The 19,704-nt window shown below is 62.2% G+C and carries 16 protein-coding genes and 1 riboswitch; of the genes, 5 read left to right on the top strand and 11 right to left on the bottom strand.

What is annotated here, in order from left to right; genetic code table 11:
* Positions 1-148 precede the first annotated feature (148 nt).
* Positions 149-796 (bottom strand): adenylate kinase, encoded by a 648-nt coding sequence (adk, locus tag PH586_RS12960; RefSeq protein ID WP_271348181.1) that lies wholly within the window; start codon positions 794-796, stop codon positions 149-151.
* 245 nt (positions 797-1,041) lie between these two features.
* The gene (gene ppc, locus PH586_RS12955; RefSeq protein ID WP_271348180.1) at positions 1,042-3,678 is read right to left on the bottom strand and encodes a phosphoenolpyruvate carboxylase; all 2,637 of its coding nucleotides are present in this window, start codon (positions 3,676-3,678) and stop codon (positions 1,042-1,044) included.
* Between the two features lie 186 nt (positions 3,679-3,864).
* Here ppc and PH586_RS12950 point away from each other — a divergent pair, with 186 nt between their 5' ends.
* Entirely contained in the window at positions 3,865-4,209 is a 345-nt protein-coding gene (locus tag PH586_RS12950) for a pilin assembly protein (RefSeq protein WP_271348179.1), read from the top strand.
* A gap of 133 nt (positions 4,210-4,342) precedes the next feature.
* On the opposite strand, the gene PH586_RS12945 is transcribed toward PH586_RS12950, so the two are convergent.
* From PH586_RS12945 to PH586_RS12925, 5 genes are all read right to left on the bottom strand, one after another.
* Positions 4,343-7,081 (bottom strand): LuxR C-terminal-related transcriptional regulator, encoded by a 2,739-nt coding sequence (locus tag PH586_RS12945; RefSeq protein WP_271348178.1) that lies wholly within the window; start codon positions 7,079-7,081, stop codon positions 4,343-4,345.
* 370 nt (positions 7,082-7,451) lie between these two features.
* Complete coding sequence (locus tag PH586_RS12940) at positions 7,452-8,819, bottom strand: DUF1329 domain-containing protein (protein WP_271348177.1); 1,368 nt, start codon at positions 8,817-8,819, stop codon at positions 7,452-7,454.
* Between the two features lie 31 nt (positions 8,820-8,850).
* Complete coding sequence (locus tag PH586_RS12935; RefSeq protein ID WP_271348176.1) at positions 8,851-10,713, bottom strand: DUF1302 domain-containing protein; 1,863 nt, start codon at positions 10,711-10,713, stop codon at positions 8,851-8,853.
* Between the two features lie 232 nt (positions 10,714-10,945).
* On the bottom strand, positions 10,946-12,628 hold the full coding sequence (locus PH586_RS12930) for a fatty acid--CoA ligase (protein ID WP_271348175.1): 1,683 nt from the start codon (positions 12,626-12,628) through the stop codon (positions 10,946-10,948).
* A 476-nt stretch (positions 12,629-13,104) separates the two neighbouring features.
* Positions 13,105-13,734, bottom strand: a complete 630-nt coding sequence (locus tag PH586_RS12925; RefSeq protein ID WP_271348174.1) for a LysE family transporter — start codon at positions 13,732-13,734, stop codon at positions 13,105-13,107.
* 79 nt (positions 13,735-13,813) lie between these two features.
* Here PH586_RS12925 and PH586_RS12920 point away from each other — a divergent pair, with 79 nt between their 5' ends.
* The 4 genes from PH586_RS12920 to PH586_RS12905 all read left to right on the top strand — a co-directional run bounded on the left by PH586_RS12920 (position 13,814) and on the right by PH586_RS12905 (position 17,311).
* On the top strand, positions 13,814-14,779 hold the full coding sequence (locus tag PH586_RS12920) for a 2-hydroxyacid dehydrogenase (RefSeq protein ID WP_271348173.1): 966 nt from the start codon (positions 13,814-13,816) through the stop codon (positions 14,777-14,779).
* 105 nt (positions 14,780-14,884) lie between these two features.
* Positions 14,885-15,883, top strand: a complete 999-nt coding sequence (locus tag PH586_RS12915) for a class I SAM-dependent methyltransferase (RefSeq protein WP_271348172.1) — start codon at positions 14,885-14,887, stop codon at positions 15,881-15,883.
* A 37-nt stretch (positions 15,884-15,920) separates the two neighbouring features.
* Positions 15,921-16,060: riboswitch (yybP-ykoY riboswitch) on the top strand.
* A gap of 113 nt (positions 16,061-16,173) precedes the next feature.
* Positions 16,174-16,761 (top strand): TMEM165/GDT1 family protein, encoded by a 588-nt coding sequence (locus PH586_RS12910; protein ID WP_271348336.1) that lies wholly within the window; start codon positions 16,174-16,176, stop codon positions 16,759-16,761.
* 106 nt (positions 16,762-16,867) lie between these two features.
* Complete coding sequence (locus tag PH586_RS12905; protein WP_271348171.1) at positions 16,868-17,311, top strand: ketosteroid isomerase-related protein; 444 nt, start codon at positions 16,868-16,870, stop codon at positions 17,309-17,311.
* A gap of 79 nt (positions 17,312-17,390) precedes the next feature.
* Here the strand turns inward: PH586_RS12905 and PH586_RS12900 are convergent, their stop codons facing one another.
* From PH586_RS12900 to PH586_RS12885, 4 genes are all read right to left on the bottom strand, one after another.
* Positions 17,391-18,212 carry a M48 family metallopeptidase gene (locus PH586_RS12900; RefSeq protein WP_271348170.1) on the bottom strand — a complete coding sequence of 274 codons (822 nt, stop codon included), beginning with the start codon at positions 18,210-18,212 and terminating at the stop codon, positions 17,391-17,393.
* 199 nt (positions 18,213-18,411) lie between these two features.
* Positions 18,412-19,029, bottom strand: a complete 618-nt coding sequence (locus PH586_RS12895) for an SOS response-associated peptidase (protein WP_271348169.1) — start codon at positions 19,027-19,029, stop codon at positions 18,412-18,414.
* A 185-nt stretch (positions 19,030-19,214) separates the two neighbouring features.
* Entirely contained in the window at positions 19,215-19,475 is a 261-nt protein-coding gene (locus PH586_RS12890; RefSeq protein ID WP_271348168.1) for a putative signal transducing protein, read from the bottom strand.
* Complete coding sequence (locus tag PH586_RS12885) at positions 19,475-19,657, bottom strand: CPXCG motif-containing cysteine-rich protein (protein WP_271348167.1); 183 nt, start codon at positions 19,655-19,657, stop codon at positions 19,475-19,477. The genes PH586_RS12890 and PH586_RS12885 overlap by 1 nt, the downstream gene beginning before the upstream one ends.
* Between the last annotated feature and the right edge of the window lie 47 nt (positions 19,658-19,704).

Genomic DNA, 19,704 nt, shown 5'->3' with positions numbered 1-19,704 from the left:
TATAGACCAGATACCTGAGACTAGCTTGCCTGAGCGAGGCTACCGTTCTGAGAACGACGCTGAGTTAACCGAACCCCACCGCGCCTGGTGCAGATCCAGAAACGACAACGGCCCGCAAGCGGGCCGTTGATCAATTGCGCAGCGAGACTTAACTCAGGGCGGCAAGCACCTTGGCAGTAATCTCGTCCACGCTCCCAACGCCGGCAATGGCGCTGTATTTCGGCGTGCCATTGGCAGCGGCGAGTTTCTGGTAGAAATCCACCAGCGGCTTGGTCTGCGAATGGTAGACCGACAGGCGGTGACGCACGGTCTCTTCCTTGTCGTCGTCACGCTGGATCAGCGCTTCGCCGGTTTCGTCGTCTTTACCCGCGACTTGCGGCGGGTTGTGCTCGGTGTGGTAGACGCGCCCGGACCCCGGGTGCACGCGACGACCGGCAATACGCCCAACGATTTCCTCGTCGTCGACGGCGATTTCCACCACATGGTCGATGTTCACCCCAGCTTCCTTCAGGGCCTCGGCCTGGGGGATGGTGCGCGGGAAGCCATCGAAGAGGAAGCCATTGGCGCAATCGGGCTGGGTGATGCGTTCCTTGACCAGATTGATGATCAGGTCATCGGAAACCAGGCCGCCGCTGTCCATGATGCCTTTGGCTTGCAGGCCAAGTTCGGTGCCGGCCTTGACCGCAGCACGCAGCATGTCGCCGGTGGAAATTTGCGGAATACCAAACTTCTTGGTGATGAAACCGGCCTGGGTACCTTTGCCGGCACCGGGCGCTCCTAGCAGAATCACGCGCATCGATGTGCTCCTCAATATTAAATATAAAAGCGTCGGACTCGCCTCATGGGGCCAATCTCAGAATGGTTCGGACAGCGCTGGCAAGGTGCCAAGCAGTCAAAAGGTTGATCAAGATACACAGCGCACCCCCACCGCACAAGTCACCGAAAGTCGGATAAACCTGGGCCTTTCAGGCGCCATCAGGCCGCGATCGGGTGCTTCTGGAGTTGCTCCAGGGCACCCGAAAAACGCCCGAACCGCCGCCGCTAGCCGGTGTTGCGCAAACCCGCGGCGATACCGGCGACACTGACCAGCAAAGCCTGCTCCAGCGGGCTGTCGGCCTCATTATCACGCTGCCTGGAGCGTGCCAGCAGTTCGGCCTGAAGCAGGTGCAAGGGGTCGAGGTAGGTGTTGCGCACGCTGATGAACTCCAGGGTCTCGGGACTGTGCGCCAACAGCTGCGACTGACCGGTCAAACCCAATACCGCCGCAACAGCCTGCGACAATAGGTCGCGTAAATGTTCACCCAAGGGCTGCAAGGATGGCTCGACCAGGCGCTCATCGTAGAGCCGGGCAATTGCGCCATCGGCCTTGGCCAGGACCATTTCCAGCATATCGATGCGGGTGCGAAAGAACGGCCAATGCTCGCGCATCTGCTCCAGCAGCTCACCTTCGCCGCGTTTCAGCGCGCTGCTCAGGGCGTATTCCCAGCCTAGCCAGGCCGGCAACATCAGTCGGGTCTGGGTCCAGGCGAAGATCCAGGGAATAGCCCGCAAGCTCTCCACCCCGCCCTCACGACGCTTGGCCGGGCGGCTGCCCAAGGGCAGGCGACCGAGTTCCTGCTCCGGCGTGGCCTGACGAAAGTAGTCGACGAACTGCGGATGCTCGCGCACCACACCGCGATAGGCCGTGACGCCATCGGCGGCCAGCTTGTCCATCACGTCGCACCAGGCCGGTTCGGGCGTCGGCGGTGGCAACAGGGTGGCCTCCAGCACCGCGGCCAGGTATAGGTTGAGGTTTTGCTCGGCGATATCCGGCAGGCCGAACTTGAAGCGGATCATTTCGCCCTGTTCAGTGGTGCGAAAACGCCCCGCCACCGAACCCGGTGGCTGCGAGAGGATCGCCGCATGGGCCGGGCCGCCACCGCGGCCAACGGTGCCGCCACGGCCGTGGAACAGCAGCAACTCGACCTGCTGCGCAGCACAGACCTGCACCAGTGCTTCCTGGGCACGGTACTGCGCCCAGGCCGCCGCAGTGGTACCGGCATCCTTGGCCGAATCGGAATAACCAATCATCACTTCCTGCGGACCCTGCAGGCGCGCACGGTAGCCCTTGAGACTGAGCAGTCGGTCAATCACCGGGCCGGCGTTGTCCAGGTCGGCAAGGGTTTCGAACAGCGGCACCACGCGGATCGGGCGCAACAGCCCCGACTCCTTCAACAACAGTTGCACGGCCAGCACATCGGAAGGTGCACCGGCCATGGAGATCACATAGGAGCCCAGTGAGGCCGCCGGCGCAGCCGCCACCTCACGGCAGGTGGCGAGTACCTCGGCAGTGTCGGCGCCGGGTTCGAAGTGGCTCGGCAACAGCGGTCGGCGGTTGTCCAGCTCGGCCAGGAGAAACTGCTGCCGCGCGTCCTCATCCCACTCGGCGTAACGCCCCAGCCCCAGGTAATCGGTGATTTCATCGAGCGCCGCGGCGTGACGGCTGGAGTCCTGCCGCACGTCCAGACGCACCAGGAACAAGCCGAAAGTGGCGGCGCGGCGCAGGCAATCGAGCAGCGGGCCATTGGCGATCACGCCCATGCCGCAGGCGTGCAGCGATTGGAAGCAGCACTCCAGCGGCTCGAGCAGTTCACGGTTGTCCTGCAATACCGCCGCTGGCGCCGCGAGCGGCCCGTGCAACGCCTCCTGAGCCCAGCTACGGGTGGCGCGCAGGCGTTCGCGCAGTTGTTTGAGCAGGCTGCGATAGGGCTCGGCGCTATCGCCGACGCGGGCCAGCAGCTCGGGACTGGCTTGCTGCATGGACAGCCCGGCGGCCAGTTGATCGATATCACGCAGGTACAGGTCGGCCGCCATCCAGCGCGCCAGCAGCAACACCTCGCGGGTCACCGCGGCAGTGACGTTGGGATTGCCGTCGCGATCGCCGCCCATCCAGGAGGCGAAACGAATCGGTGCGGCGTCCAGCGCCAGGTGCATGCCGGTGGCTGCATGCAAGGCATGGTCAGCCTTGCGCAGAAAATTCGGCACCGCCTGCCACAGCGAATGCTCGATCACCGCGAAGCCCCACTTGGCCTCGTCCACCGGAGTGGGTCGGCTGCGGCGGATTTCCTCGGTATGCCAGGCTTCCGCGATCAGGCGCTGCAAATGTTCGGCGACCTGCTCGCGCTCGGCGGCCGACAGGTCGCTGTGATCGCCTGCCGCCAACTGCGCGGCGATCGCATCGTATTTCTGGATCAGGGTACGCCGCGCCACTTCGGTCGGGTGAGCGGTCAGCACCAACTCGATGTCCAGGCGGCCGAACTGGCGCGCCAACGCATCGGCGCCGTGGCCGCTGGCCAGCAGACGCTGCAGCAGCTCGGCCAGGACCCGCGATTCGAAGGCTTCCGGCTCCTCAGGGCCACGGCGACGGATGCGATGATATTGCTCGGCGATATTGGCCAGGTTGAGAAATTGGTTGAACGCCCGCGCCACCGGCAGCAGTTCGTCGTCGGCGAGCTGTTCGAGGCCCGCACTGAGCTGCTCGGCACCCGCAGCCGAACCACGCCGCGCCGCTTTGGCACCCTTGCGAATGCGCTCGATCTTGTCGAGAAAAACCGTCCCGCGCTGGGCACTGATGGTATTACCCAGCAGCTCGCCAAGCTGATGAACGTCCTCGCGCAGACGCGCGTCGATTTCTGCCATGACTGACTCTCCGCTCAAGCGTGAACCCCAAGAGTGCCCAGCACGGCAACATCTTACAAGCGTGCGACGCCGAACCGACAAGAGCGCCAGGCCGGACTAGGCTCTAATCAGGCCCGTCGCAAAAGGACGTGACCGCATACATATTGCACAGCCACCTGCCACGAGCAGGTTAAGGAAGAAGTAGTCATGAAAGTTCGCGAGCTTGTCCACCATTGGGAACAAAATGCCAAGGGCCGTATGACGCGCAACCTGTATCAGATCAATCTCGACCTGGAGGCGGCGGCACGCTTGGCAGCACTGGCCGAGATGTACCCCAAACGCAGCCCGGAAGCACTACTCGGCGAGCTGATCGGGGCGGCGCTGGAAGAGCTGGAAACCAGCCTGCCCTACGTCAAGGGCAGTCAGGTGGTGGCCACCGACGAGGAAGGCAATCCGCTCTATGAAGACATCGGCCCGACCCCACGCTTTCTCGCCCTGTCGCGCAAGTATCTGCACGAGCTGAGCGAACAGCAGGAGAGCACCAACCACTGAAAGCCCTGCGGGGCTTCGTGGACAGTCCACACGCCCCGACAATTGGGCCGACGTGCCTGCAGTCTTGCACCTGCAGACTCGCCCGAAGTGCGCTGAGCTTAATCCACGGGATCAACAAACCGCCCGTTCCAAGTCAGCGCAACAGCCCCAAGCCTTTGGCACGCGCCACTGCCTGGGTACGCCGTTCAACCCCCAGCTTGCCGTTGATATGCCGGGCATGGGTCTTCACCGTGTGCAGCGAAATGAACAGCTGTTCGCTGATTTCCTGATTCGAGCAGCCCTGGGCGATCAGCTGCAACACTGCCAACTCACGCGAACTCAAGGCCTCGGTCAGCTGGCTATCGTGCCGGTTGAGCGCCACTGTCTCGGCCTGAGGCAGGTACTTGAGCAGCTCGGCAGCCACGGTACAACCAGGGCGCGCCATCAATTGTTCGCGCAGCCATTGCGGCTGGTGAACGAACAACTCCTGATAAGGCAGAAAAGCGCCACCCTGCGCCGCTTCCAGGCTACTGCTCAGCCAGCTGACAGCCTCACGGTCGCGCCCGGAAGCCTTGAGCAACAGGGCCAATTGCACTTGCGCCGCCACCACGAACAAGTGCCCCGATGCGGACTGCGCGCACTGACTGAGTGCGCGCAGACGCCGTTCGGCCACCTCCAGACGCCCCTGCAAACGCTCGAGCGCGGCCTGCTGCAACTCGATATGCAAGGCCAGCTGCGGGTGAAACTCGGGGGCTGCGCCGGGCGTTTCGCCGCAATAGGTCTCGGCCAGCCGCTGAAGCCAGGCTTCGGCCAACTCCAGCTGGCCCTGGGACAACCACAGCTCGCACTTGATCACCGTGATCATGGCCAGATAGTAGATCGACGGCACATCCCAGGCATGCATCAGGCGCTCAGCTTCGGCCAGTTGGGCGAAGGCCTCGCTGAGGCGTCCTTCACGCCCCTCGACCCCGGCCAGCACGCAATACCCCACCAGAAGACTGATATCGCGACAGGCGCGCGCCTCACCGATCCCGGCCAGCAACTTGGTGCGGGCGGCCTGGGTGTTCAGCGACACGCTGAGCAGATAGCCCTCGTACAGATTCAGCCGCGCCCGCACCGAATACACGCGCTGGGGCGAGAGCCCCTGCAACCGCTGCAAACCCAGGCGCACCTCGACCAGGGCGCGCTTGACCTCACCCCGGGCGTGCAGCACTCGCGCCCGCTCGGCATGCGCCAGGCCCTCGAACAAGGGGCTACCGACCCGCTGCGCCAGCTCCAGGGCCTCGCGATTGAGCCCCCGCGCACGCCACAGGTCGCCCTTGGTCATGGCCAGGTTGGCCAGGGTGAACAAGCACATCAGGCGCGGGCCGCAGCGGTTGCTGCTGAGCAGGGCCAAGGCCTCGCTGCAATAGTGCTCAGCCTCAGGCACCTGGCCACGCCCGCGGGCGATGATGCCGGATAAGGCGAGCCACTGGGCCAAGAGATCATCCTGCTCCTGCGCGTCGGGGGCCGGCAGAAAACGCCCCAACTGCTGGATCAGCTCGTCAGCCGCATCCAACTGACAGGCCAGGGCCAGCGCCCAGCCGTACAACACCAGCAGGCGTGGCGTGCTGGCCAGCAGGCTGTCGGGCAGGTCCATCTTCCAGCGCAGCAAGCGCGCGACATTCTGCTCGCCGAGCAATTGTTCCTCAGACAGGTTCTGCACCAGGTTGGCCGCCACTTCCGGCTGGCCGGCACGTAACGCCTGATCGACCGCTTCCTCATGCAGGCCCTGGCTGCTGAACCAGCGACAGGCTCGCAGATGCAGGGCCGCCTGCGACTGGCTGCGCTGACTCGCGGGACGCGAGCGCAACAGATCGGAGAACAGGTGATGGTAGCGAAACCAGTGCCCCTGTTCGTCCAGGGGCACCAGAAAGACCTGATGGGTCTGCAGGTGCTGGATAATCGCCGCGCTGTCATGCTCCTCACGCAAGGCATCGCAGAGTTCGACACAGAAACGCTCCAGGCAGGCAGTGTCGAACAGGAAGCTCTGCACCTCGGCCGACTGCTGCTCGATCACCTCCTCCAGCAAGTACTCGCGGATCAACCCCTCGTCGCCCTGAGGCACCCGCTCCGGGCTGTCGTCCTCAGCCTCCTGCCGGGTCAACAGCCACAGGCGCAAGCCGGCCACCCAGCCTTCGCTGCGCTGACGCCATTCCTCGAGAACCGGGCCACTGAGCTGAGCCCCCTGGCTGCCGAGAAGCGCGCGGGTCTCGTCCTCGGTCAGGCGCAAGTCCTGCTCCTGCAGCTCCAGCAACTGCCGTGACAGGCGCAGGCGGGCCAGGTGCCAGTCGGGACGCTGGCGGCTGGTCACCAGAATGACCAGGCCCTCGGGTAAATGATTGAGCAGAAATTGCAGGCAGCGGTCGAGCACCGCGCCCTGAGCCAAGTGATAATCGTCCAGCACCAACAACAAGGGCGCAGTCGGTACCAGGCGCTCACCCAACTCTTCGAGCAGGCCGTCGAGCCACTCTTCGAAGGCGAAGGGTTGATGCCGCTGACGCATACGCAACAAGGCCTGGGCGTCTTCGCCCAACCCCGGATAAAACTGCTGCAGGCCAGCCAGCAGGCGCTCGAGAAAACGCCCGGGATCACTATCCCGTGGACTCAGGCCCAGCCACAGGCTGTGCCAGTGCTCGGGTAGCGCCTGGCAGAACTCGCTGGCCAGCGAACTCTTGCCGAATCCCGCAGGTGCGCTGACCAGTAGCAGTCGTCCCGCCAGGCCCTCGGCCAGCCGCTCACACAGACGCGGCCGCGACACATGGCTGGCAGGCAGTGGCGGACGGAAAAAGCGACTGTCGCCCAGAGGGACGGTATCGCTGACTGCAGGTGCTATACGCGTCAGATCGGTCATCACCCGGCTCTTGTTAAGTCATTGCCAGTTCAGGCGCGAACTCTCAGCAGACTATCGACTTAACCATGTGATTTGAAGCCTGGATGTGGTCACGGAAACAAATCATTACCCATGCGCAACTCGGCTTCAGGCTGAGCGAGTTCGGCGGGGCCATGTCAGGCGGCAGGGGTAACCGCGGTGAATGCGCGCTGTGGCGGAGGACGAGAAAGTGGCCGGCAGGCATGGCCATGTCCCGGTCATCGGTGGCGCAGAGTCGAGACAGGTGGGCACTGGGTAATACCCCGCGGGCTATCTCGGCCAGCGATTGGGCTATCAGCAAAACAAGAAAGCCGGCCCAAAGGGCCGGCTTTCACTGTTGCATCAACGACTGTTAACGGACGCCTGCCTGACGCAGTGCGGCCGGGGTGTAGTCACTTTCTTTGGCCGGATAGTCGAACTCGTAGGATTGACTTTCTTCGTTCTTCATACCCAGTGCCAGGTAACGACCGGACTGCAGGTCATACAGGGTTTCCAGGGTGTACCAGGGTACTTTCTTGTCGTAGTAGTACTGGGCATGGGCCTCAGCTACACGCCACAGGGAACCGCGACCGTCATAGTGGTCGATTTGCGCGGCCTGCCAGGTGTCTTCATCGAGGAAGAAGTCACGCTTGGCATAGATATGCCGCTCGCCCGCTTTCAGGGTTGCAGTCACATGCCAGACACGGTGCAGTTCGTAACGGGTCAGGTCCTGGTTGATATGACCGGCCTTGATGACCTGATCATATTTCAGCTTCGGCGAATCCAACGCGTAGGTGTTGTAAGGAATGTAGATTTCCTTCTTGCCGTTCAGCTTCCACTCGTAACGGTCAGGTGCACCGTTGAACATGTCGAAGTTGTCGGAAGTACGCAGACCATCGGAAGCGGTACCCGGACCGTCATAGGACACCTGCGGTGCGCGGCGCACGCGACGCTGACCGGCGTTGTACAGCCACGCCAGACGCGGCTCCTTCACCTGGTTGAGGGTCTCGTGCACCAGCAGGACGTTACCTGCCAGACGCGACGGCGCGGTTACCCGCTGCTTGAAGTAGAACAGCACGTTGCTCGGCTTGCTGGTGTCGGCATCCTTGAGCGCACCACGGAAGGTGAACTCATCCTGGAAGTAGACCATGCTGTAGGAGCCATTCGCCTGCGGAGTCGCCTGGGTCACCAGACGCTTGACGCTGCCGCCACGGTAACGGGTGATATGGTTCCAGATCGCTTCCAGGCCGTCCTTCGGAATCGGGAAGGGGTTGGCCTGCTCGAAGTTCTCGAGCCCGTTACCACCCTCGACCATCTTGGTGTTGACGGCATTGCGCTTGCCAGCTTCCAGCACGAAGTCCGGCATGCTCGCCGAACGGTGAGTCGGGTACACCGGGATTTTGTAGCTTTGCGGGTAACGCTTGAACATGGCCTGCTGACCGGGGGTCAACTTGTCCTTGTACTGTTCGGCGTTGGCCGCGGTGATGGTGAACAATGGTTGTTCGCCAGCAAACGGATCGGCCAGGAAGCCGGCAGCGTCGACAGCGCCGGCATTCTTCGGCAAGCCACCGGTCCAGGCCGGGATCGAGCCGTCGGCATTACCAGCCATCTCGGCGCCGACTGGCGTCAAGGTGGTACCCAGCTTGGCAGCCTCTTCTGGCGACACTGCTGCCATAACGCTGCAGGCCAGCAGCGAAAGGGTCAGCGCGCCGGTTTGCAACAGACTTTTTGTTGTTTTCATATACAGAGTCTTCCTCAAAATTCCTGGCCGCTTAGAAGTTCATACCGAAGCTGAGTGCAACGAAATCGCGATCGATCGCAGTGTTGTAGTCGCCACCGAAGAAATCGGTGTAAGACAGGTCAGCCGTGTAGGTGTTCTGGTACTCGGCATTCAAACCCAAGCTGACGGCCTTGCTGCCTTCGTTGAACAGACCGTTCGGGCCGTAGCCGTCGACGTCATGCGACCAGGACAGGCTCGGCTTGAGGTTGACGCCGGCAAACACGCTCGGGTATTCGAGAATGGCGCGAGCGCGATAGCCCCAGGAGTTGGCGGTGACGAAGCCATCGTCATTGCTGGCGCTATAGGCGCCATAAATGGAGTCGCGGCCGTACTGCAGATCTTCACGACGCTCAAGGGCACCCACATGGGCGGCACCGACTTCACCGACGACGGTCAGGCGGCTAGCGCCCAATACCCGGTCAAAGAAATGGGTGAAGGTGGTTTGCACCTGGGTCAGCTCCTTGCGGCGATAACCCTGATTTTCCGCACCTGGAGCCGTATCAATGGTCGGAGCTGCCTGACCACCGCTGGCCGGATTGAGCAGCGCCAGGTTGAGCGCAGTGCTGTTGATCTGGATCGGCGCATTGGGGCGATAGCTGACCTCACCGGCCCATGAAGTACCGGTAGGCAGCACGGTCGAGAAGCTCAGGCCGTACAGCTGGATATCCTCGGGATAGCTGATGAAGTATTCGCCGTTGCCCAATACAGTGCTTTGCGCCAAGCCGCTTGCCGTACCTGAATAAGCAGGATTACCGAAGCACCCTGGAGCTCCGCCAAGAGCCCCACATACCTGACCTAGAATGCCAGTTAACGGACCTGCAAACGGGTTAGCATTGCCCAATGCAGCAAAGGTACCTGCGTCTGCCGTCTTGGTATTAAAGAAGGGATTGCGGCTGTGGTAGTTCATGAAGTAGGCGCCGTACTCGGTGTTATCGCCGAGCCAGCGCAGGGCCATACCGTATTGGCCGCTGTCACGGGCATCGCGATCACCGCCACGCGGCACCACCACGCCTTCGCCTTCCACATCGAAACCCTGGCCAAATGCGGCGGCAATCGGCTGCAACGGTGCGATAGCAGGCGAGCCAACAGTCAAATTGTTATCGCAGCCATCGGCCACCACATCGGTAGTCGAGAAGAAGGTGCCGCAGTTATCGACTACGGTCTGATCCCACTCGAGCTGATAGAACGCCTCCATCGACAGGTTGTCGGTCAGGCTCTGCGCCACATAGAACATATTGACCGGGATCAGACCTTCCTTGATCTCCGCGCCAGGGCGACGGAAAGCGGCGGCGTCGACCGGGTTGATCGAGTTGATCGAGTTCTGAATGAAGGTGCTCTCGCCCCAACTGACCACCTGCTTGCCCAGACGCACGGAACCCGGCAAGTCGGCAATATCGTAGTTGTGGTAGACGAACGCATCGAGAATTTGCGCGCCCGAGGCCTGGGCGGCTTCTTTGCGGTTATGGTCGTCGATGTCCTTGAACAGGCGGTTTTCATCCTTGGCTTCAAAGTCATACCAGTACTTGCCGCGCACGAATACGCCGGTATCGCCGTATTTCAACTCAAGGTCGTGAATACCCTTGAAGATTTTCGAGAAGGTTTCGCCTTTCTTGAAGTTCAGACGATTGTCGTCGCTGGTCGATGAGGCAGCCTTACCACCATTTACTGTGCCGACCAGATCTGGATCTGCTCCACGAACAGACCAACTGGCACCTACAGACAGTGCGGAATCGAACTGACCTTCGATTTCACCGATATTGAAGGTGACACCGAATGCCGGTGCGGCGAGGGTGGATGCGAGGCTGACGGCCAGCGGCAGTTTTGCCAGGCGCCAGGTTTGCTTTGCTTTTGTCATCGACACTACTCCATGTAACTTTTTTGTTATGGATAGTGCGGACTATAGCCAGAGGGTGTGACTACCTGATCCCTCGAAAGTATGATTTGCTGCCTCCCAGCCACTCTGGCGCGCAGGTTTCGGCGCATCAGTCCGGTCCGCCACGAGCCAGGAATGGCTGGAAAAGAGCAACTGCCAGGCCAAACGCTTGTTTGACTATGCAGTCACTCTGGCGAGGTATCACCACCACACATTACAAGGTCGAGAGAAACGCACTGCCAGCCGCTTGCCACTGGGCGATATCCAGGCGAATGCGCTTCTTGTCCAGCTTGCCAACACTGGTCTTGGGAATTTCCGTAACAAGAGCAATCTGTGCGGGGATTGCCCACTTGTTGATATGCCCCTGCTCGACATAAGGCTTGAGGTGATCCTTCAGACCCTTGGCATCCAGGTCCTGACCATCTTTCAACACCAGCAAGGCAAAAGGCCGCTCACCCCATTGCGGGTCCACTACCCCCACCACCGCCACTTCACGCACGGCCGGATGACGACTGATCAGGTCTTCCAGCGCCAATGAGGAGATCCACTCGCCGCCGGTTTTGATCACGTCCTTGATCCGGTCACGAATCTCGATAAAGCCCATGTCATCGATGGTCGCCACGTCGCCGGTGTGCAGCCAGCCGTGCTCCCAGAGTTCCTGGCCTTTCTCCGGCTCGCGGAAATAGCCCTGGGTCAGCCACGGCGAGCGCAACACCAGCTCGCCCTGGGACTCGCCGTCTGCCGGCAACATCGTGCCATCGGCGCTCATGATTGCCGCCTCGACCAGAGGCACCGGCACGCCGGCCTTGATCCGGTAGGTGACCCGTTCATCTTCGCTACCGGCCAGCAACTCGTCATTGATGTGCGCGCAGGAGATCAGCGGGCAGGTTTCCGACATGCCATAGGCCGCAGTCAGCTGGATACCGCGCGCCTTGGCCGCATCGTAGAGGGTGCGGTTCAACGCGCTGCCGCCGATGATCATCTTCAGTCCGCCGAAGTCATGGCCTTGGGCACTTGGCGTGTTGAGCAGCATTTGCAGAATGGTCGGTACGCAATGGGAGAAGCTGACCTCCTCCTCCTTGATCAGCTTGCACAGCATCTCCGGCTCGTAGCGCCCCGGATACACCTGCTTGACGCCCAACATGGTGGCGACATAGGGCATGCCCCAGGCATGCACATGGAACATCGGGGTAATCGGCATGTAGACATCGTTGGTGCCCAGCAGGCGCACGCTGTCGAGACTGCCCATCACACTGGCCGCCGCCATGGTGTGCAGCACCAGTTGCCGATGAGTGAAATACACGCCCTTGGGGTTGCCGGTAGTGCCGGTGGTATAGAAGGTGGTGGCCACCGAGTTTTCATCGAAATCGGCGAAGTCATAGCTCGGACTGGCGGCCGCCAGTAGTCGCTCGTACTCGCCAACCAGCCCCGGCAGTTCGGCGGTTTTTTCCTCGGCATCGGTCAGCAGCAGGGTTTTCTCAACCGTGGTCAGTTGCCCGGCGATACCGTTGTAGAGGGGCACGAACTCACTATTGACCAGGACGAACTTATCCTCGGCGTGGTTCATGGTGTAGAGAATCTGCTCGGGTGACAGGCGAATATTGATGGTGTGCAGCACCGCACCAAGCATGGGAATGGCGAACATGCACTCCAGGTAGCGGTGGCTGTCCCAGTCCATCACCGCCACGGTATCACCGGCTTTGACTCCGGCCGTCGTCAGCGCACTGGCCAGGCGGGCAACCCGCTCATTGAAGGTCGCATAGCTATATCGCAGCGTGTCGCGATAAATGATTTCACGGGTTTTTTCATAGCGAACGCCGGACAGCAACAAGCGCTTGATCAGCAGCGGGTATTGATGGGCATTCGCCGCGGGCGGAATGATGCGGGTTTGCAACATAGTGAGCACCTGTCAGCAGAAATATTTTTTCCAGTGACAGGACTCTAGAGCGCTTGCCAGGCTGGCAAATCAGTCAAAAGAATGATTTGCCAGCCTGACTTTTCAGCTGCTTTGGGTCACTCGACAGGACCGACAAGCAATACCGGTTCACAGCCACCACTTATTTATCCAGCACGTTTATAGCGGCGACCGCAATAGCCAAAATCGTCACCGCCGGAGAGCGCCCGAGCCCACGGCCAGGGCAGGCCAGCGATAGCCTGCGCAAGAGAGCCGAGAGGAACAAGGATGGCGTCACTCAGTTCGAGATCAACCAAGCCTTCGCCATGACCAGCCTACTGAGCATGGCGAACAAAGTCTGGATCATGCCAAGGTCAACAACCCGGCTGGCGGCAACACTAGAGCGGGGGGGACGGTCGAACTGTTGCAAGCTGAAAGCGGAACGGAGAAACAGGCTAACGCTTCACCCCACCGCATCCCTAATGCAACTCGCTGAACGCCAGCTTGACGCCCAAGCCGACCAATACCGCGCCCATCAACCGATCGAACCAGTGGCCCATGCGGGCAAATCCGGCGCGCACCCGCGGCCGGCTGAACAACATCGCCACCAGACAGAACCACAGTGCCGTCGCCAGTGCCAGGTAGAGGCCGTAACCTGCCTGCACCGCCAGTGGAGTGTGCGGGTTGATCACCACGGTAAACAGCGAGAGGAAGAACAGGGTTGCCTTGGGGTTCAGGCCATTGGTGACGAACCCGGTAGCAAAGGCTGCACGCGGTGAACGCACGGCCTGTTCCAGGCTCAGTTCGGCGCGGGCGGGACCCGCCGGTTTGGCGCGCAACGCCTTGATCCCGATGTAGAGCAGGTAAGCGGCCGCCAGCCATTTCAACGCGTTGAACAAGACAATCGACTGGGACACGATCAGACCTATGCCGAGCAGCGAATAGGCCACATGGACGAAGATCCCGGCGCCCACACCCAGCGCGGTGAAAATTCCGGCACGCCGGCCGAAGGCCACGCTTTCGCGCACCACGATGGCAAAATCCGGACCGGGGCTGGCCACAGCCAGCAGGTGAATCAGGGCAACGGTGAAAAATTCCGTCCAGTACATAACGGCTCCGCAACAGGCATAGGGGTCTGATAGGCTGTTCACCTTACGCCCCGCTTCGACAGTCGAAAAGGTACAGCTGATGAGTAAAAGTAGCCGCGCAGCCTTTCTGGACCACAGTACGCTCGACCTCGGCGATCTCGACTTGTCGCCACTGCAGCAGCTATTCGGCGAACTCAGGCTGTACCCGCTGAGCGCCCCTGAACAGGTGATCGAGCGTCTGCAGGGCGTACAGGTGGCGATCAGCAACAAAGTACCCCTGGACGCCAAGACCTTCGCCGCCTGCCCTGAACTGAAGCTGCTGTTGATCGCCGCCACTGGCACCAACAACATCGACCTGGACGCCGCGCGCGAACATGGCGTGCTGGTCTGCAACTGCCAGGGTTACGGCACGCCTTCGGTGGCGCAGCACACCCTGATGCTGCTGCTCGCCCTGGCCACCCGCCTGCCGGACTATCAGGGCGCGGTACGGGATGGCCGCTGGCAGCAGGCGCAGCAGTTCTGCCTGCTGGACTTCCCCATCGTCGAACTGGAAGGCAAGACCCTCGGCCTGCTCGGCCACGGCGAACTGGGCGGCGCCGTGGCGCGCCTGGCTGAAGCCTTCGGCATGCGCGTACTGCTTGGCCAACTGCCGGGCCGGCCGCCCCGCCAGGATCGCCTGCCGCTGGACGAGTTACTGCCACAGGTCGATGCCCTGACCCTGCATTGTCCACTCAACCCGGCCACCCACAACCTGATTGGCGAATACCAGCTGAGCCTGATGAAACCCGGCGCCTTCCTGATCAACACCGCACGCGGCGGCCTGGTCGACGAACAAGCGCTGGCCGACGCCTTGCGCCGTGGCCATCTGGGTGGCGCGGCCACCGACGTGCTGACCCAGGAGCCGCCAACAGACGGCAACCCCTTGCTCGCCGCCGACATCCCGCGCCTGATCGTCACACCGCACAGCGCCTGGGGCAGCCGCGAAGCACGGCAGCGCATCGTCACCCAGTTGACGGAAAATGCTCAGGCATTTTTCGACGGTGCCGCGCGCCGGGTGGTGAACTAACCACCGGGGAAGGGGGACGCGCGCCAGGCTAACGGAGCAGCACGCCATGGCGCTCAACGCCCTGGCCATATTTGCTATCCTCCGCGCTTTGCCTAGGAGCCCCCCATGGACCCGCGAAGCGAAGTGCTGCTGCGCCAGGCCGACCTGTTCGGCGGCCCGCTGTTGCTTGCCGGCCTGCCGGCCGACGACCTGTTCGATCGCCTGCCTGAAGCCAGGGGCTGGAGCTGGCATGCCGGCGAACAGGCGCTACTGGAAACCCGCTTTGCCGGGCGCAGCCAATTCGGGGTAACGCCCCCATCTGGCGAATTCGCCGCTGCGGTGCTGTTCCTGCCAAAATCCCGTGAACTGACCGACTACCTGCTGTGCGCGCTGGCGGCACAACTGGCCGGGCGCGAGCTATTCCTGGTCGGCGAGAAGCGGGCCGGCATCGAGCGCGCAGCCAAGCAACTGGCGGCGTTCGGCAGGGCGCGCAAGCTCGACAGCGCGCGCCACTGCCAACTCTGGCAAGTGCATGTCAAACATGCACCAGCAACCCCGAACCTCGAAACCCTGGCGCGACACTACAGCCTGCCACTGAGTGACGGCCCGCTGAGCGTGATCAGCCTGCCGGGGGTGTTCAGTCATGGTCGCCTGGACATCGGCAGCGCCCTGCTCCTGGAGCATCTGGATCAGCTGCCGACAGGCCACCTGCTCGACTTCGGCTGCGGCGCCGGCGTACTCGGGGCGGCGCTGAAACGCCGCTACCCCGAGAGCCAGGTGACCCTGCTGGATGTCGACGCCTTCGCCGTGGCCAGTAGCCGCCTGACCCTGGCGGCCAACGACCTGCAGGCCAACGTCATCAGTGGCGACGGGATTGCCGCCGCACCCAGGGGGCTGGCCGCGATCCTCAGCAACCCGCCCTTCCACCAGGGTGTGCACACCCACTACCACGCCACGGAAAACCTGTTGCGCCATGCGGCGGAGCACCTCGAGCGGCACGGCCAATTGCGCCTGGTGGCCAACAGTTTCCTCAAGTACCCCCCGCTGATCGAGCAATACCTCGGTCCCTGCCATACCCTGGCCGAAGCCAAGGGCTTTCGTATCTACCGCGCGAGCAAGCAATGACCGCAGGCTTGCCCAATCCGCTGCGGCTAGGCAGAATGCCCGCGTCCTAGGGGAGTAGTCTCCCGCGAGCAACGGCTCGCCCGGCACGCGTCAACATACTTGGTCCACCGACCATGGTGCGTGCGACCCTCAGCCCAGCAACACGGGCTGGCGCAATGTCAACAACCAGCCGCTGGCTGGCGGCACTGCGCAAACGGTTTGACAAGACCTATGACACGCACACCTTACCCGGGGCGGGAAGGCTGTACGTGTCATAGCCATGTCGACCCGCCCCGTTAGGAAGTCTGATGCTGGAATCCCTGTTCGTCCCCACCCTGATCGTTGCCCTGGCCGAAATCGGCGACAAGACCCAATTGCTCGCGTTGCTGCTGGCCGCGCGCTTTCGCCAACCTCGGCCCATTATCCTCGGCATCGTGGTCGCCACCCTGGCCAACCATTTCCTTGCGGGTGCCGCCGGCAACTGGGTAGCCGGACTGTTTTCCCCGCTGACCTTGAGCTGGACGCTCGCCGCCTCCTTCATTGCGGTGGCCCTGTGGACCCTGGTTCCCGACAAACTGGATGACCATGAAAGCTCACGTTTCAAGCGCTACGGCCCGTTTCTGACCTCTCTGGTCGCCTTCTTCATCGCCGAGATGGGCGACAAGACCCAGGTCGCCACCGTGATGCTGGCCGCACAGTACCCCCATCTTGCGCTCGTCGTGATCGGCACCACCCTGGGCATGCTGATTGCCAACGTCCCGGTGGTGCTGCTCGGTAACTTCGCCGCCGACCGCTTGCCACTGCCCCTGATTCGGCGCCTGGCCGCGTGCGCCTTCGCCGCATTGGCTGCCTATGCCAGCTACCAGGCCCTGCAACTCGGCGGGCACTTGTGGTATTGATTTGACGCCGATCCTCTGGCGCTCAAAGCAATTTATTGGCTACTCTAGCGGCAGATAAGGTGCGCAGTATCTTGCGCACCTTACCCAACAAGCCCGGGAGCGACGCATGTCATTGGATGATCGGAAAAAGTTGGTCTGCCAGCATATCAACCTGTCGTGGAACAAAGGGTGCCTGGCCCTAGCCGAACAGCTGCACAGCAAGGATTTTCTCTACAGAAGCTCGTTTGTTGGCCACCACTTGGGCAGCGCGGCCTTCGCCCAGCTGGTTCAGGATATCCGCAAGGCCATGCCCGACTTGCAGGTAGTGGTCGAGGAATGCATTGCCGAAGGCAATAAGGTAGTCACCTGGAGCACCCTGATCGGCACCATCGAGCAACCGGCCATGGGTTACCCGCCGAGTGACAAGGTGTTGAGCATCGCAGCGATGGCCTTCTGGACGCTGACCCCGAGCAACGAGATCCAGGAAATCTGCACAATGTTCGACATGGAAAGCTTCCGCGCCCAACTGGGCCTGGACACTCGCTCCTTCTCGGAAAAAGCCCTGCCTTAAGTCGACTCAGCGCCAGCAGCCCCGACCAGCGGTGCGTATGGCGCTGCCTATACGATGCGGGCACACACCCGAGACGCTGTCAGCGCGAGGCCTTGGCCTGCTCGTAAAGCGGCATGACTTTCGGAATTGCCGCCTGCAGGGCCGCGATGCGGCTACTCGACGACGGGTGGGTGCTCATGAACTCGGGCGGTGCACCATTGCCGGCCTGGGCCATCTTGCGCCACAGGCTGATCGCGGCATTCGGGTTGTAGCCGCTGCGGGCAGCCAGTTCCAGCCCGAGCAGATCGGCCTCGTTTTCGTTGCCCCGGCTGTTGGGCAAGGTCAGGCTGTACTGCACCACGGTATCGGCCATGGCCATACCCACCTCTCCCAGGCCGAGCAGCGCACCGGCGCCCTGCTTGGCCAGCCCCACGCCATAGGCCTTGGACATGGCTTCACGGCTATGCTCGCGCAGAGCATGGGCCATTTCATGGCCGATGATCGCGGCGATCTCATCATCGCTCAGTTGCAACTTATCGATCAGCCCGCTGTAGAAGAGGATCTTGCCGCCCGGGCCACAGCTGGCATTCAGCTCGGGGCTCTTGATCAGGTTGACCTCCCACTGCCACTGCGCGGCATCGGGGCGAAAAATCGGCGCCTGCCTGATCAAGCGACTGGTGATGACCTGCAACCGCTTGGCGCTGGCGCTGCTCTTGTCCAGCACACCCTTGCTCGACGCCTCGCTCAGTGTCTGCTGATAGGACTGTGCATACATCTGATTGATCTCTTGGCTCGAGAGCATGCCAAACATGTACTGCTTGCGCTCGACACCCACCGCGCCACCGCTGGTGGTGTTCACGGCCTGGCATCCTGCCAGCAGCAAGGCCGCGGCCAGCGCGGTAAAGGACAACGTCTGGTTCATGCTGAGTCTCCATTCGATTAAGCAACGTATGCTAGGCCTGCCTCCTTGGGCGAGCAACCGGCAATAGCGCGGAAGAGCGCCGACTAGGCGTTATCGGCGCAAGACCCTGCACTCGCTAAACAGTCAGCGAGTGAACACCTCAAAGCTAGGGCCGGCCGGCCGGCAATAAGTTCCACCCCCGACACACTATTGACGGCAGCTACGCCGGTGTCAGGCACTCGGGGGCATTCAGTTTGGGATCATTGACCAGGTTGGCCAGGACCCGCTCGCGCAGCACCGGTTGAGGTCGGGCTAGCAGCGCGGCAAGCTCGTCGCGCGGCGTATCTGCCGCCAGCCACAGCGCCTGGGCGGCGGCATCGAGGATCAGCGGGCGGCGCTGATTGGCCGCCGGCTGGGTCACCACCGCCGCACTGAGATAGACACAGCCTTCGACCGGATACGCCTCCCACAGCGCGGCGAAATACAGCGGGCTGTCTTCGCCGGTCAGCCAATATGGCCGCTTGCGCGCAGAACCGCGCCATTCGTAGAAGCCATTGGCCGGCAACAAGCCGCGGCGCAGGCGAAAGGCATCGCGGAACATCGGCTGCTCGACCAGCGTTTCCGCCCGAGCCTGGGCCGGGGTTTTCGACAGATCCGTCAGCCAGGGCGGGGTCAGCCCCCAGCGAGCGCGAACCAGCTGGCGCTCACCCGCAACGGCTCGCAGCAACAGCACCTGGGCGCCGGGCGAGATATTCCATTGCGGCTGCTGATCTGCAGGAAATCCGGGCAAGGCCGCGAATGCTGGCGACCAACGGAACAGGGCATAACGTCCACACATGAGGCAACTCGATAACAGGTAGGCAGCAGGCCAGAAGGGGCCAGCGGTGGAATGGGCAACACACTAAGACCAGGGGCCAGCGCGCCACACCCTGGCGCTCAACCAGGTCAGGGCAGACTGAACCAGTGGCTCGCATCAGGTGCGCTCGGCTCACCCTGCGCGCCTGCCTCCACGCGCCGTGGGGTCTAGCAGAGCAACACGCCCTGAAAATCCTCGGGCTCATCATTGGCCAGAGGTTGCGCAATATTGTACGTGGCGATCAACTGCTGTGCGCGCTCGGCCTGAACATCGTCGACCAGCAGACCGAGCAAGCCACAGGCCGGCAGCTCGCCAACCCCGCCGAGCAGGTGCTCGCCGATCAGGTGGGCCTGGATGCCCTCACTGGCCAGCATTGCCAGCAGCAATTCGCCTTCCAGCACGTCCTGCGGCTCGTAAATGCGCTGCATCAGTCGTTTTCTCCACGCACATCGAGCGTCCAGAGAATACCGTCGGTTCGCAAATCGAAGACAATGGGGCGACAGCACACCGGGCAATCCTCGATGTACTGTTGATCGCCAGCGGAAAGGTCGAGCAGGGCTTCGACCGTCTCGCCGCAGTAGGGGCATTGATAAAGCTGGCTTTCCAGCATCGCAGTCTCCATGTGACTTGTAGGTATAATCGCCGGTCTATCGCTGG

The organism is Pseudomonas aestuarii, assembly GCF_027988105.1.
Classification (GTDB): domain Bacteria; phylum Pseudomonadota; class Gammaproteobacteria; order Pseudomonadales; family Pseudomonadaceae; genus Aquipseudomonas; species Aquipseudomonas aestuarii.
Note: the sequence above shows the minus strand (reverse complement) of the source record. Positions and strands in the feature narration are given on the sequence as shown.